The 13,361-nt window shown below is 69.7% G+C and carries 13 protein-coding genes; 11 read left to right on the top strand and 2 right to left on the bottom strand.

Translation table 11 applies throughout. From position 1 onward, the window contains the following. The first annotated feature begins 31 nt into the window (after nt 1-31). The 3 genes from BEI_RS07300 (at nt 32) to BEI_RS07290 (ending at nt 1,780) form a co-directional block, all read left to right on the top strand. Nucleotides 32-490: a cupin domain-containing protein gene (locus tag BEI_RS07300; RefSeq protein ID WP_097788893.1), complete on the top strand. Its 459-nt coding sequence runs from the start codon at nt 32-34 to the stop codon at nt 488-490. 59 nt (nt 491-549) lie between these two features. Beyond that, nucleotides 550-1,170, top strand: coding sequence for a class I SAM-dependent methyltransferase (locus BEI_RS07295; protein WP_227644633.1), 621 nt, complete (start codon nt 550-552; stop codon nt 1,168-1,170). A 70-nt stretch (nt 1,171-1,240) separates the two neighbouring features. Beyond that, on the top strand, nt 1,241-1,780 hold the full coding sequence (locus BEI_RS07290; protein ID WP_097788891.1) for a GNAT family N-acetyltransferase: 540 nt from the start codon (nt 1,241-1,243) through the stop codon (nt 1,778-1,780). Between the two features lie 79 nt (nt 1,781-1,859). Here BEI_RS07290 and BEI_RS07285 read toward each other — a convergent pair whose 3' ends face one another. Further along, a complete protein-coding gene (locus BEI_RS07285) occupies nt 1,860-4,004 on the bottom strand; it encodes a PDC sensor domain-containing protein (protein ID WP_097788890.1) in 2,145 nt (714 codons plus the stop codon). A gap of 287 nt (nt 4,005-4,291) precedes the next feature. Between BEI_RS07285 and BEI_RS07280 the strand changes: the two genes are divergently transcribed. From BEI_RS07280 to BEI_RS07260, 5 genes are all read left to right on the top strand, one after another. After that, the gene (locus tag BEI_RS07280) at nt 4,292-4,678 is read left to right on the top strand and encodes a hypothetical protein (protein ID WP_153045772.1); all 387 of its coding nucleotides are present in this window, start codon (nt 4,292-4,294) and stop codon (nt 4,676-4,678) included. 176 nt (nt 4,679-4,854) lie between these two features. Continuing rightward, on the top strand, nt 4,855-5,376 hold the full coding sequence (locus tag BEI_RS07275) for a (2Fe-2S)-binding protein (RefSeq protein WP_097788888.1): 522 nt from the start codon (nt 4,855-4,857) through the stop codon (nt 5,374-5,376). Beyond that, entirely contained in the window at nt 5,373-6,371 is a 999-nt protein-coding gene (locus tag BEI_RS07270; protein WP_097788887.1) for an FAD binding domain-containing protein, read from the top strand. Before BEI_RS07275 ends, BEI_RS07270 begins: the two co-directional genes overlap by 4 nt. Then, nucleotides 6,368-8,581 (top strand): xanthine dehydrogenase family protein molybdopterin-binding subunit, encoded by a 2,214-nt coding sequence (locus tag BEI_RS07265; RefSeq protein WP_097788886.1) that lies wholly within the window; start codon nt 6,368-6,370, stop codon nt 8,579-8,581. The genes BEI_RS07270 and BEI_RS07265 overlap by 4 nt, the downstream gene beginning before the upstream one ends. 123 nt (nt 8,582-8,704) lie before the next feature. Beyond that, complete coding sequence (locus BEI_RS07260) at nt 8,705-9,397, top strand: NAD(P)-dependent oxidoreductase (RefSeq protein WP_097788885.1); 693 nt, start codon at nt 8,705-8,707, stop codon at nt 9,395-9,397. A 54-nt stretch (nt 9,398-9,451) separates the two neighbouring features. Here BEI_RS07260 and BEI_RS07255 read toward each other — a convergent pair whose 3' ends face one another. Then, the gene (locus tag BEI_RS07255) at nt 9,452-10,348 is read right to left on the bottom strand and encodes an AraC family transcriptional regulator (protein ID WP_097788884.1); all 897 of its coding nucleotides are present in this window, start codon (nt 10,346-10,348) and stop codon (nt 9,452-9,454) included. Nucleotides 10,349-10,533: 185 nt separating this feature from the next. Between BEI_RS07255 and BEI_RS07250 the strand changes: the two genes are divergently transcribed. From BEI_RS07250 to BEI_RS07240, 3 genes are all read left to right on the top strand, one after another. Further along, complete coding sequence (locus BEI_RS07250) at nt 10,534-11,586, top strand: NAD(P)-dependent alcohol dehydrogenase (RefSeq protein WP_097788883.1); 1,053 nt, start codon at nt 10,534-10,536, stop codon at nt 11,584-11,586. Between the two features lie 87 nt (nt 11,587-11,673). Beyond that, entirely contained in the window at nt 11,674-12,672 is a 999-nt protein-coding gene (locus BEI_RS07245; RefSeq protein ID WP_097788882.1) for an NADP-dependent oxidoreductase, read from the top strand. Beyond that, nucleotides 12,669-13,292, top strand: a complete 624-nt coding sequence (locus tag BEI_RS07240; RefSeq protein ID WP_227644631.1) for a nucleotidyltransferase family protein — start codon at nt 12,669-12,671, stop codon at nt 13,290-13,292. The genes BEI_RS07245 and BEI_RS07240 overlap by 4 nt, the downstream gene beginning before the upstream one ends. Nucleotides 13,293-13,361 lie beyond the last annotated feature (69 nt).

Below are 13,361 nucleotides of genomic sequence, written 5' to 3'. Positions count from 1 at the left end.
ACCGCCAAGACCAACGCAGGAAAGGACGCCCATGTATCTCTCCGCCGATGACATCGCCGCCCTGGAGGGCGTGACCAAGCAACACTTCCTCAATGACCGGGCCATCCGGGTCAACAAGTCCCTCGGCGACGCCGTGGGCCTGCAGCGCCTCGGCGTGCACCTGATTCGGGTGGCACCGGGCTGCTATTCCACCGAGTACCACGCCCACCATTACGAGGAGGAATGCCTCTACGTCCTCTCGGGCCGGGGCCTGGCCACCCTGGGCGAACGGCGAGTGGCCGTCGGACCCGGCGACTTCATCGGCTGCCCGACCAACGGCGTGGCCCACGACCTCTACAACGACGGCGACGGGCCGCTGACCTGCCTGGTGATCGGCCAGCGCCTCGACCAGGACGTCTCGGACTACCCGCGCCGGGGCAAGCGGCTCTACCGCAACAGCGGCGAATGGAACCTGGTCGACCAGGCGGATATCGAGAGGATAGAGCGCTGACGCCCGGCTCCGGTGCCCCCGCTCGCCTTGCCGCCGCGTGTCCGGAGAGCCTCGACGTGATGAAACAACGCCATTGGGACGCCCTCTACCGGGAAAAAGGCCCGGACCGGGTGAGCTGGTACCAGCCCCACCTGGCCACCTCGCTGCAAATGATCGAGGCGGCCGCGCCGGACCGCGGTACCGCCATCATCGACGTGGGCGGCGGGGAGTCCACCCTGGTCGACGACCTGCTGGCCCGGGGCTATCGCGACCTCACCGTCCTGGACATCTCGCCCAGGGCGCTCGAGGTCACCAGGCGACGCCTCGGCGCCGCCGCCGAAGGGGTCACCTGGCGGGTGGCCGACATCACCGAGGCCGACCTGCCCGCGGGACGCTACGGCCTCTGGCACGACCGGGCGGTCTTTCACTTCCTGACCACCACCGACGAACGCACCGCCTATGTCCGCCAACTGAGAAGCAGCCTGAAACCCGGCGGTCACCTGGTGATCGCCACCTTCGGCCCCCAGGGCCCCACCCGCTGCAGCGGCCTCGAGGTAGTCCGCTACGACGCCGCCGCCCTGCGTGCCGAACTCGGCCCGGGCTTCGAACTGATCGGGGACCGGCTGGAGACGCACCACACCCCGGACGGCAGGCCCCAGGCCTTCCTGTACGCCCACTTCCGGCGCAAGGCCGAGCGCTAGCTGGAATCTGGAGCGAGGGAGGCATCGGCACCCGGGACGGACGCCGCCATCCCGACAGGGAGAACCCACCATGGATTTTTCACAAGCGTTCGAGGGGCGGGAAGAGGCCGTCATCGAGCTGTTCACCGCAACCTTCACTGCCTCCGGGGGCGCGGAGGAAGGCAGGCTCATCGGCGACCTGGTGCGCCATCAGCTGACCGGCACGGCAGCCCCGGATCTCCAGGTCTTCCTCGCCGAGTCCGGGGGAACGATCATTGCCGGGGCGATCTCTACCCGGCTGACCTACGATCGGGATGACCGGGCCGTGTTCGTCCTCGGCCCCGTGGCGGTCGCGACCGAGCGTCAGGGCGAGGGCATCGGGCGCGCGCTGCTGACGCATGCCCTGAAGGCGCTGCGCCATGCCGGGGTCGACATCGCCGTGACCTACGGCGACCCGGCCTACTACTCGCGCGTGGGCTTTCAGCCGATCAGCGAGGCGTTTGCGCCGGCGCCCTTCAGGCTGCAGCACCCCGAGGGATGGCTGGGGCAGTCGCTGACCGAGGCGGAGATGACCCCGTTGAGAGGCTCGCCCCGGTGTGTCGAGGCCTTCGACGATCCCGTCTTCTGGTGACGGCGGAATCGATGTCGGCATGGCGGAGACCACAGGCCAGATGGCAGGTCCGCCTGTGTGCGACAACCGCCCTCCTGCGTCAGAGGAAGACGTACACCGTGACCGCGAAGAAGGCCCCGTGCAGCAACGGCCAGAACAGCAGCTTGGGGATGAGATTGTCGCGGTAGTGGAAGAAGCGGTTCTCGCGCAGTGCCATGAGCATGAAGGCGTTCAGGGAGACGGCGACGATGGTGAAGTAGGTAATGAAGTAGTAGTACTCCAGGTACATGATCTCCTCGGCGGCATAGCGGCGTCGGACGTCGATATGCGCCAGCAGGATGATGAAGAAGATTGCAGCCGCCGTCGCCAGCACCGTGGAGGTGGTAAAACCGAACTGGGAGGCCCGATCCTTCTCCCGGGTGTCGATCATCAACATGGCGAACAGCATGATCGCGGCGACGAACAGCGGGATCTGGTTGGAGATGAAGGCATCGGTGATGTTGCGCAGCAAGGTGACGTTGTAGGTCAGCTCCGGGAAATCGCCACCCTTGGCGTTCCCGCGCACCCCCAGGTCGCTGCGGTAGTCATGGAAACGATAGGCGAAGAAGCTGCGCTTGACCTGCCAGCCCGGCAGCCGAAACCCGGGCTCCATCCCCGGCAGGGCGGTGGGATGGATCAGCCGATAGGCCTCCAGCTCCGGCACCAGCACGATGTTGCGCGCCATGTCCGGATGCCAGACTCGCAACCGCAGGGTCTTGATATCGATCGGGAAACGAGAGTAATCGAAGGGCTGATGCAGGGTGGTCTTGAAGTACCAGCCGATCACCTCGCTCTCCCCTTCGTGGCGGCGAAACAACTCCTCGCGAACGTCCTGCTCCGGGATGGCATCCGGGAAGAAGATCCCGCGTCGCAGGTCATCGTGCTCCGGTACGTGGTAGCGCTGCCAGGCGAAACCGGTGACCACGAAGTCATGGGCCGTCTGGAAGCGGATCGCCTGAATGAACATCCCCGTCGGCACCGGGATCGGGGCGTCGAAGCGCTGGCGGCGGGCCTCTTCAACATACCCATCGAGGTAGCTCTCGATACCGGCGCGATCGACCAGCATGATCGCCCCCGGTGGGTCACGGTTCGCCTCGGCGAACTCCAGGGTCCAGACGTGCACCACCCCGGCCAGGAACAGCACGGCGATGGTCAGGCTCCCGGCCCACAGCGCCGGCGCAGCGTCCAGGCGAAAGGCCAGCAGCAGGGCGATCAGGCCGACCGCGCCGATGATCAGGGCGACGGTGATGAGGATCTGACGGTGCTTGTGGTCGGCCACGTCCAGCGGAATCTCGGCGGCGAACGCCACCACCGCCAGGGACCACTGTGACGCCTCGATGGGACCATAGAAGATCCAGGAGTCCTGGCCGGTGAGCTCGTTGGAATGGGCGATGGCGCCGGTCTGCAGATTCGTGGCCCGCTCCGCCAGCCGACGCAGGACCGGATCGCCCAACCGGTCGGCGATGTCGTACAGGGTACGTCCCCGGCGCGCATACTCCCGCCGGGGGTGTGCCACGAAGGCCCCCTGATCGGTGATGACGAAGGCATAGCCGGTATCCCCCAGGTCCAGGGCGCCGACCAGCGTCCAGACATCCTCGATCGAGTAGTCGATGCAGACCGTGCCATCGGTCTCGGAGGTCACGAGCACCCGCTGCGCCTCGGGGAGTCGAAAGGGAGTACAGTAGAGGGCAAGCATCGCCTGGCTGGCCCGGCCGAAGAAGGGCTCCAGCCAGCCTGCCCGGGCGATCCCCTGGTGGTACCAGTCGTGCTGGGGCTCGGTGTAATCGTAGACGTCCTCGACCCGAACCATCCGATGGACACCGTCGCGCTTGACGATGTAGGGCGCATGCAGCCGCCGATCCGGCCCGAAAGCATAGGGGCGAAACATGATCCCGACGCCGAACACATAGGGGTGTTCCCCCACCAGGGACTCGAGCCGCGCCTCGATGCGGGTGACCGGCAACTCGCCACTGGCCAGCTCGTCGGCGAGCGCATCGGCCAGGCCGGAGAGGTGGCGCATCTGACCGTCGAGCGTCTCGGCGGCCGCCGTGGCCTCCTGCTGGATCCGGGCCAGCCAGTCCTCGGTCGTCTGTTGACGGGTGCTGCGGTCGACCCCGATCAGGCCGGCGGCGATGGCGAAGGCGACCACCGCCACGACCAGGGCCGTGATGAAGACGAGGCGTGCCGGACCGGACGGGGGAAGCATCCTGTACCTTGCGGGCTCGGGAACGAAGGGGGGCCTGCCTTGGGTATGGCACCGCCGGAGCGGGATTGCAAAGCGGGAGAGACCGGCCCGGGGGGCGGCACATGCGGCTCCCGGGCCGACGAAGACACGCCTGGTCCGCCCCCCGCGAAGACACCTCAGGAGGTTGCTCGCCCGGCTCGAGCATGCCGTGGCACGGGGATGGCTGAAGGCCGACTGAACGACGCGTCCCTTGCGTGCTCTAATGCGAGATCCCCCGCCCCCACCCCTGGGTATCCGCCGTGGCGCCGATGACCCGACGCCACCGCTTGTGGCACTATCAAGCCCTTGATCGTCTCGTGAGCAGGAGAGATATGAGCATAGAGTTGGATGATTTCGAACGGAACATGCACAAGGAGATCGATGCCTTCCTGAATACGGAGCCGACGCGCGGCAAGCCCCCGCAGAGCACCGAGAAACCCGCCACAAAGCCCGCCAGGAGAGCCTCGGCCAGCGAGGTCAAGACGGGCCATATCGTCCGGCTCGCCGTGCGCACCAAGCAGCTGGAGCTGGACACGGCGTTCGAGTATCACTCCACCAGCATCTCCAAGCTCGAGGCGCAGATGGAGGCCGAGAAGGCGGCCCGCAAGGCCGGGTATCCCATCATCGGCTATGTGATCGATATCCAGCGCATCTGACGGCGGGGGACCGCCCAGGCGCCGGCGCGCCCTCTTTCCCGACCCGGCGCCGCCAGCCGACGCCTTGTCCCCTCCGGCAACCTCACCTAGCTTGAGAGTCATTCGCCTTGCCCGGCGGCAGGGCCTGCCGGTGTCGTCACGTTGCCCCACGCGACGATGCCCGATGAGGAGCCGGCATGCTGGAGACTCACGATCATTCCCCGGAGGCGACCGTGCCCGTCCGCCTGACCCTGAACGGCGCCCCGGTCACCGTCGAGGTTGCTCCCAACGCCATCCTGCTCGACGTGCTGCGCGAGCGACTGGGCCTGACCGGCACCAAGAAGGGCTGCGACCACGGCCAGTGCGGGGCCTGCACGGTGCATGTCGATGGCCGGGCGATGAATGCCTGCCTGCGCCTGGCCGTGATGTGCGAGGGTCAGGCCATCACCACCATCGAGGGGCTGGCCGAGGGGGATCGCCTGCATCCGGTGCAACAGGCCTTCCTCGACCATGACGCCTTCCAGTGCGGCTACTGCTCCCCGGGCCAGATCATGTCCGCCGTGGCGCTGCTGGAGGATCCCCGGGTCGCCGGCGATGTGTGCACGGTCCGCGAGGCGATGAGCGGCAACCTGTGTCGTTGCGGCGCCTACCAGAACATCCTCGCGGCGATCCAGGACGCCCGCCTCCGCCTGCACGGCCAGGAGGGGGACGAGGCATGAGGCCCTTCGCCTTCGCCCGGGCCGACAGCGTCGAACGCGCGCTGGAATGCCGCCGGGGGGAGCCCACCGGTGCCTTCGTGGCCGGCGGCACCACCCTGCTCGACCTGGTCAAGCTGGATGTCATGCGCCCGGCCCGGGTCATCGACATCAACGCCCTGCCGCTGAAGGACGTCGAGCGTCTCCACGACGACCGCCTGCGCATCGGCGCCCTGGTGACCAACACCGACCTCGCCTATCACCCGGACGTGCTCGCCGATCATCCCCTGCTGTCCCAGGCGATCCTGGCCGGCGCCTCGTCCCAGGTGCGCAACATGGCCACCGTCGGCGGCAACCTCATGCAGCGCACCCGCTGCCCCTATTTCCGCGACCCCACGGCGGCCTGCAACAAGCGCGAGCCGGGCAGCGGCTGCGACGCCCTGACCGGCGTCAACCGCATGCACGCCGTGCTCGGCGGCAGCGACCGGTGCGTGGCGGTGCATCCCTCCGACATGTGCGTGGCCCTGGCCGCCATCGGGGCCACCCTCAGCCTGCAGGGCCCGAACGGCGAGCGCGAGGTCGATGTCGCCGACTTCCACCGGCTGCCCGGCGCCACCCCCCATCTCGAGCACGAGCTCGGCGACGAGTTGATCGTCGCCGTCACCCTGGCGCCGCCCCTGAAGCCGCTGGGCGCGGCCTACGTCAAGCTGCGCGACCGGGCCTCCTACGAGTTCGCCCTGGCCTCAGCCGGGGCCATGCTGTCCCTGGACGAGGACCTGATCGGCGAGCAGCGCCTGCCGCTGGGCGGGGTGGCCACCAAGCCCTGGCGCTGCCACGCGGCCGAGGCGCTGCTGGCGGGGAAACGGGCCGACACCGCCGCCTTCGAAGAGGCGGCAGACCTCGCCCTGGCCGATGCCGCGCCGCTCGCCCACAACGCCTTCAAGATCCCGCTGGCGCGCCAGGCCATCGTGCGAGCGCTGCGCGACGCCGCCCGGGCCCACCGGGAGGACGACACATGAGCCCCACCCCCGAGCCTCATGTCGTCGGCCGGCGCACGCCGCGCATCGACGGCGAGGACAAGCTCACCGGCCGCGCCGACTATACCGTCGACCATCGCCTGGAGGGCATGCTCCACGGCTACCCGGTGCCGGCGAGCATCGCCCACGGCACGCTCGAGTCGCTGACGCTCGACGCCGCCCGGGCCATGCCCGGCGTCGTCGACATCCTCCACCACGGCCACTTCCCCGACCTGCATCGCTCGCCGAACAGCATGCGCCAAGGCGACGCGGTCAGCGAGGTTCGCCTGCCCTTCGAGGACGACCGCATCCACTACCACGGCCAGTACATCGCCCTGGTGGTGGCGGAGACCCTCGAACAGGCCCGGGCCGCGGCCTTCCGGGTGGAGGCCCGCTACCACCGGGAAGCCGGCGTCGTGACCGGCCTGGCGACCGGCGACGACGAGGGCGAGGCGGTACGCCACTACACCCGCGGCGAGCCCGAGCTGGCGTTCGGGCTGGCGCCGGTGATCCTCGACAGGACCTACACCATGGCGCCGGAGAGCCATGTCCCGCTGGAGCCCCACGCCACCCTGGCCGAGTGGCGAGAGCCGGACCGGCGGCTGGTCGTCCACGAATCGACCCAGGGCGTCTTCTACCAGCGCAACGCCCTGGCGCGGATCTTCGACCTGCCGATCGAGCGGGTCGAGGTGATCTCCCATTACATCGGCTCGGGCTTCGGCAACAAGCTGTTCATGTGGCCTCATGCCGTCGCCACCGCCGCGGCGGCGCGGCTGCTGGGCCGCCCCGTCAGGACGGTACTGCCGCGCCAACTGGACATGATGACCACCGGCCACCGCCCCGCCTCGCGCCAGCGCATCCGCCTCGGCGCCGAACGGGACGGCAGCCTGGTCTCGATCCAGCACGACAGCCTCACCGCCACCTCGATGGTCGATCGCTACATCGATGCCTGCGGGGGCGCCACGCCCAGCGCCTACGCCTGCGACAGCGTCGCGGTCCACCAGCGCCTGCAGCGGGTCCATCACGGCACGCCCTGCCCGATGCGGGCCCCGGGCGAGGCGTCCGGCCTGTTCGCGCTGGAGAGCGCCATCGACGAGCTGGCCGTGGCCCTGGACATGGACCCGCTGGCCCTGCGCCTGAAGAACTACGCGGACCAGGACCCGCGCAGCGGCCTGCCCTGGTCCAGCAAGCACCTCGACCGCTGCCTGGAAGGCGCCGCCGAGCGGTTCGGCTGGGCGACGCGGGACCCGGGCATCGGCGCGATGCGCGACGGCGACGAGATCATCGGCCAGGGCATGGCCGCGGCCACCTGGTTCGCCGGACGCCAGCCTTGCGCGGCCCGGGTCACGCTGCGCGCCGATGGCTCGGTGCTCGCGGCCTGCGGCACCCAGGACATCGGCACCGGCACCTACACCATCGTCGCCCAGACGGTGGCCGAGCTCACCGGCGTGCCGATGGCGCGCATCGAGGTCCGGCTGGGCGACACCGAGCTGCCCGCCGGCCCGCTCTCCGGCGGGTCGATGACCACCGCCTCCACCCTGCCGGCGGTCGCCGCCGCCACCCGGGACGCCCTGGCGGCGCTCAAGGCCGAGGCCACCCGGGCGGGCGGTGACTTCGCGGGGCTCGATCCCGCCTCCCTCGCGGTCGAGGCCGGGGCCCTGGTGGCCGACGGCCGGCGAGCCGACTTCGCCGAGATCCTCGCCCGACTGGGGCGTTCCGACGTCACCGGCGAGGGCAGCGCGGCCCCGGGGGACGAGCGCCGGGAATACAGCTTCCGATCCTTCGGCGCGCACTTCGTCGAGGTGCGCTGGGACCCGGGCATCTCCCGGCTGCGGGTGGCCCGGGTGGTCAGCCACATCGATATCGGCCGCGCCATCAACCCCGTCGCCGCGCGCAACCAGGTGGAAGGGGCGATCGTCATGGGGCTGGGCATGGCCCTGCTCGAGGGCCTCGTCCACGACCCGCGGGATGCCCGGCTGGTCAACGCCAACCTCGCCGACTACCGCATCCCGGTCCACGCCGACGTGCCCGAGATCGACGTCGAGCTGCTCGACTATCCGGACTACCGCTTCAACGAGTTCGGCGCCCGCGGCGTCGGCGAGATCGGCCTGACCGGGGTCGCGCCGGCCATCGCCAACGCCGTCTACCACGCCACCGGCAGGCGGCTGCGTGACCTCCCGATCACCGTGGAGAAGCTGCTGGCTCCCGACTAGTCCGTCCGGGATGACCGGACGGCGTTTGCCCCCGGCGCCGGCGTCCGAGCCGGCGACGGCGACATCGCTCCCGGCCGCTGCCATACTGGCGGTCCTCACCGTCGACGGGGCCCCTGGGACGCCATGAGAGTCTGCATCATCGGAGCATCGGGAAAGCTCGGCCAGTACATGATCGAGCACTGTCTCGAACGCGGCTATGAGGTCGTGGGCGTCTGTCGTCCCAAGAGCGTCGGCAAGCTCGACCGCTTCCGGGGACGGATCACCGTCGTGCCCGGCCCCACCAACGATCCCCGGGTCATCCGCCAGGCGGTGGCGGGCGCCGATGGCGTCCTCACGGTGCTGGTGCCCTGGGGGGTGAACGACTACTCGTCCGGTACCGCCCAGGCGGTGCTGGATCATGCGGCACCGAACGCCCGCCTGGTGTTCTCCTGCGGCTGGCACATCTCCAGGGATGGCCAGGATGTCTATTCGAAGACCTTCACCCGGGGCCTCGCGATCGTCGGCTGGCTGGCCCGGACGCTGCGCCTGGTCGATATCGACGACCAGGTCGAGGCCTGTCGGCGAATCTTCGCCAGCGAGGCGCGATGGACGGTGGTGCGGGGCAGCGATCTCGAGGAGGGCGAGAGCCAGGGCCTGCCCGTCTGGAGCCGGCACGTGGGCGATCCCATCCTCGAGAGCAACCTGACCCGGCGCGTGGACTTCGCCCTCTTCATGGTCGAGGCGCTGACCGACCCCGACCTGATCCACGAGGCGCCGGCGATCGTCGGCTGCCGATCGCCCTCGGCACTGGCGCACCAGGGCGAACAGTCCGCCTGAACCCGGCGAAGGCGTCGGGCGTCCGTCGCGCCGTTCGACGAGGGCGGGCGGGGCTCAGGACACCTGCCGTGCGCGTTCCTCCTTGCGATGCCGCAGCGGAGCGGTGCCGAAGCAACGCTTGTAGTCGCGGCTGAACTGGGACACGCTGCGATACCCCACCGCCTCGGCGGCCTGGTTCACGTTGCGGTTCTCCTGGACGAGCAGTTGCTGTGCCTTGATCAGTCGCAACCGCTTCAGGTACTGGAGCGGGGACGCCTGGGCGATCTCCCTGAAGTGCTGGTGGAAGGTCGACAGGCTCATGCTGGCCCGGCGCGCCAGGGCCTCCACCGAGACCTCCTCGGCGAAGTGGGCATGCAGCCAGGACAGCACCTGGACGATCCGGGAGTAATGCCCCTGATGCCGCACCAGGGCACGCAACGCCGGACCCTGCTGGCCGCGCAGCGCCTCGAACACCAGGTCCCGTACCCGCAGCTCCCCCATGGCGGCGGTCTCGCCGGGGTCGTGAAGGGCCTTCAACAGCCGAGCCACCGCGCCCTGCATCCCCCCGGTCATCGACACCGAGGCCATGGGCACGGGAGCCTCTTCCCCCTCCTCGCCGCCCTCGCCCATGGCCGTCACCAGTTCGCCGAGCAGCCCCGGATCGAGGCGCACCGCCATGCCCAGCAACGGCGCCTCGGCGGAGGCATGGGTCTCGCACTCGAAGGGCAGCGGCAGCGTCTGCACCAGGTACTGGCCGGGGCCGTAATGGATCTCGCGGTCGCCGAGATAGCCGATCTTGTGGCCCTGGGCGACGATGATCAGGCTCGGCTCGTACATCAGCGGCGTACGCTCGCACGGCCGGTGCATGGCCATCAGCGCCACCGCCGGCAGCGGCGTCGAGGTATAGCCGTCGCGCTCGACCAGCGGGGCGATCAGCTCGACCAGGGCCTGGGCGGGGGCATCTGCTGTCATCCTGGACTCCATGATTCGGACGGGACGATTATGCCCATTTTCCGGGCCTCGATGTCGAGGGAACGACCGCTCTCGGAGGAACGGGCAAGAATGCCGGAGGAACGTCGGTCCCAGGCGATCTCTCCTCTCCGCATACTGTCCCCGACCTCGCCCCGAGGTGACACCGATCGAGAGGAGACTTCCCCATGAGCCAGACCCTCGCCTATGCGGCCCATGCCGCCGACCAGCCGCTGGCCCCCTTCACCTTCGAGCGCCGCCGGCCACGCCCGGACGACGTCGCCATCGAGATCCTCTACTGCGGCGTCTGCCACAGCGACCTTCACTTCGCCCGCAACGACTGGGGCATGACCCGCTATCCCATCGTGCCCGGCCACGAGATCGTCGGCCGCGTGACTGCCGTGGGTGACGAGGTGAGCCGCTTCCGGGTCGGCGACCTGGTCGGCGTCGGCTGCATGGTCGACTCCTGCCGCCACTGCCAGCCCTGTCGGGACGGCGTCGAGCAGTTCTGCCTCGAGGGCTTCACCATGACCTACGGCAGCGACGACCGCCGGGACGGCCACTTCACCCAGGGCGGCTACTCGGACCGCATCGTGGTGAGCGAGCATTTCGTGCTGCGCATGCCCGAGGGCATCGACCTGGCCTCCGCCGCGCCGATCCTGTGCGCCGGTATCACCACCTACTCGCCGCTCAGGCACTACGGCGTCGAGGCCGGCCACCGGATCGGGGTGATCGGCATGGGCGGCCTCGGCCACATGGGCGTCAAGCTGGCCAAGGCCCTCGGCGCGGAGGTGACCGTGTTCACCCGCTCCGAGGCCAAGGTCGAGGAAGCCCGCCGGCACGGCGCCGACCATGTCGTCGTCTCCACCGATCCCGCGCAGATGGAAGCGGTGGCCGAGACCTTCGATTTCATGCTCGACACCGTCCCGGTCCAGCATGACCTCAATCCCTACCTGGCGGCCCTGAAGTACGACGGCACCCACATCCTGGTCGGCCTGCTCGACCCCGTGGAGCCGGCCGTGGAGGGCTTCAACCTGGTGTTCAAGCGCCGCGTGCTGGCCGGCTCGCTGATCGGCGGCATCGAGGAGACCCAGGAGCTGCTCGACTTCTGCGCCGAGCACGACATCCGCTGCGAGACCGAGACGATCGACATCCAGGACATCAACGCCGCCTTCGAGCGCATGGAGAAGGGCGACGTGCGCTACCGCTTCGTCATCGACATGGCCTCGCTCAAGGCCTGAGGAGCCTTCCCGTCGACGTTGGCGGGGGATGCCCAGCCTGGCGTAGGCTGAGCCATCGCCACATCATTTCCAGGACGGAGACACGACATGCAGTCACGCTACTTCACCATCAACGACCATCCCCAGGGCGCCCCGGCACGGGCCCTGTTCGAACTGCGCGAGACCGCGCTGCCGGCGTTGGCCGAGGGCGAGGTACGGGTGCGCAATACCTGGCTGTCGGTGGACCCCTACATGCGCGGCCGCATGAGCGGCGTGACCACCTACATCGAGCCCTTCGAGCTGGGCGCGCCGCTGGAGGGCGCCGCCATCGGCGAGGTGATCGAGACCCGCGACGCGGCCTTCCCGGTGGGCACCAGGGTGCGCCACATGGGCGGCTGGCGCGACATCGCCCAGTTCCCCGGCAGCCGACTCGAGCCGCTGCCCGCCTTCGAGGTCCCGGAGCAGGCCTACCTGGGCGTGCTGGGCATGCCGGGGATGACCGCCTGGACCGGGTTGAACCGCATCGCCGGGATGCAGGAAGGCGACAACGTGCTGGTCAGCGGCGCCGCCGGCGCGGTGGGGTCGCTGGCCGTACAGCTGGCCAAGGCCAAGGGCGGCACCGTGGTCGGCATCGCCGGCTCGCAGGACAAGCTCGACTGGCTGGAATCCCATGGCGTCAAGGCGGTGAGCTACAAGGGCAAGGATGCCGCCCAGCTCACCGAGGCCCTGCGCAAGGCCTGCCCCGAGGGCTTCGACGTCTATTACGAGAACGTCGGCGGTGTCTGCCTGGAGGCGGCGCTGAACACCCTCCGGGTCGGCGCGCGCATCGCCGTGTGCGGCATGATCGCCCGCTACAACGAGGCCACCCCCAGCGCCGGCCCCGGCAACCTGGCGATGCTGCTGATCCGCCGAGCCCGCATGGAAGGCTTCATCGTCTTCGATCACTGGGCCCACTACCCGACGTTCCTCGAGGAAATCGGCCCGCGGGTCGAGAGCGGCCAGCTGGACTACGAGGAAACCGTGGAAGCGGGCCTGGAACGCACGCCGGACGCCTTCCTCAAGCTGTTCGAGGGCGCCAACCGCGGCAAGATGCTGGTCAGGCTGTGAGCCAGGCCAACCATCGCGCCACCGGGGGCGTGGTGGCGGTGATCATGGCCGCCGGGGCGTCCCGGCGTTTCGGCGACCGGGACAAGCGCCTGGCCGCCCTGCCCGACGGCCGTCCCTTGCTGGCGGCCACGGTGGCCAATGCCGCCGCGGCGTTCGCCACGCTGCGCGTGGTGATCCGCGACGAGGACGATCCCCGTGCGCTGGGCCTGGCGGACGACATCCCCGTCATCCGCGCCGGCCATGCCGACGACGGCCTCGGGGCGAGCCTCGCCGACGCCTTCGCCGCCCTGGCGAAGGACGGCGAGCTGGCCGGGGTCGCGGCCGCCGCGGTGCTGCTCGGCGACATGCCCTGCCTTCGCGCCGGGACGCTGGAACGCTTGCGAGGCCATGCCGCCAGGGAGCGGATCGTTCGTCCCCGCCATGCCGGCCGACCGGGCCATCCGGTGCTGTTCGGCCGGGACCACTGGCCCGAGCTGGCGACCCTGGCCGGCGACGAGGGGGCGCGAGGCGTCATCGCCCGCCACCCCTCGCAGTGCCGCGAGATCGAGGTCGACGATCCCGGCATCCACGTCGATATCGACGTGGCCGCGGACCTGGCCGCCTTGCCCCCTCGCCCCTGAGTCCCACCACCACCCGGTGGACCTCCGGGCAGAGAACTACACTGACCCGAGTCATCGCCACGAATGACG

It is taken from the genome of Halomonas beimenensis (assembly GCF_002549795.1).
GTDB classification, from domain to species: Bacteria; Pseudomonadota; Gammaproteobacteria; order Pseudomonadales; family Halomonadaceae; genus Halomonas; species Halomonas beimenensis.
The sequence above is the reverse complement of the archived record's forward strand: the minus strand, read 5'-3'. Positions and strand labels throughout refer to the sequence as shown.

Excerpts from the sequence above, each read along its gene's own strand:
- BEI_RS07300 (WP_097788893.1), top strand. The coding sequence starts at position 32 with ATGTATCTCTCCGCCGATGACATCGCCGCCCTGGAGGGCGTGACCAAG.
- BEI_RS07295 (WP_227644633.1), top strand. The coding sequence starts at position 550 with ATGAAACAACGCCATTGGGACGCCCTCTACCGGGAAAAAGGCCCGGAC.
- BEI_RS07290 (WP_097788891.1), top strand. The coding sequence starts at position 1,241 with ATGGATTTTTCACAAGCGTTCGAGGGGCGGGAAGAGGCCGTCATCGAG.
- BEI_RS07285 (WP_097788890.1), bottom strand. The coding sequence starts at position 4,004 with ATGCTTCCCCCGTCCGGTCCGGCACGCCTCGTCTTCATCACGGCCCTG.
- BEI_RS07280 (WP_153045772.1), top strand. The coding sequence starts at position 4,292 with ATGACCCGACGCCACCGCTTGTGGCACTATCAAGCCCTTGATCGTCTC.
- BEI_RS07275 (WP_097788888.1), top strand. The coding sequence starts at position 4,855 with ATGCTGGAGACTCACGATCATTCCCCGGAGGCGACCGTGCCCGTCCGC.
- BEI_RS07270 (WP_097788887.1), top strand. The coding sequence starts at position 5,373 with ATGAGGCCCTTCGCCTTCGCCCGGGCCGACAGCGTCGAACGCGCGCTG.
- BEI_RS07265 (WP_097788886.1), top strand. The coding sequence starts at position 6,368 with ATGAGCCCCACCCCCGAGCCTCATGTCGTCGGCCGGCGCACGCCGCGC.
- BEI_RS07260 (WP_097788885.1), top strand. The coding sequence starts at position 8,705 with ATGAGAGTCTGCATCATCGGAGCATCGGGAAAGCTCGGCCAGTACATG.
- BEI_RS07255 (WP_097788884.1), bottom strand. The coding sequence starts at position 10,348 with ATGACAGCAGATGCCCCCGCCCAGGCCCTGGTCGAGCTGATCGCCCCG.
- BEI_RS07250 (WP_097788883.1), top strand. The coding sequence starts at position 10,534 with ATGAGCCAGACCCTCGCCTATGCGGCCCATGCCGCCGACCAGCCGCTG.
- BEI_RS07245 (WP_097788882.1), top strand. The coding sequence starts at position 11,674 with ATGCAGTCACGCTACTTCACCATCAACGACCATCCCCAGGGCGCCCCG.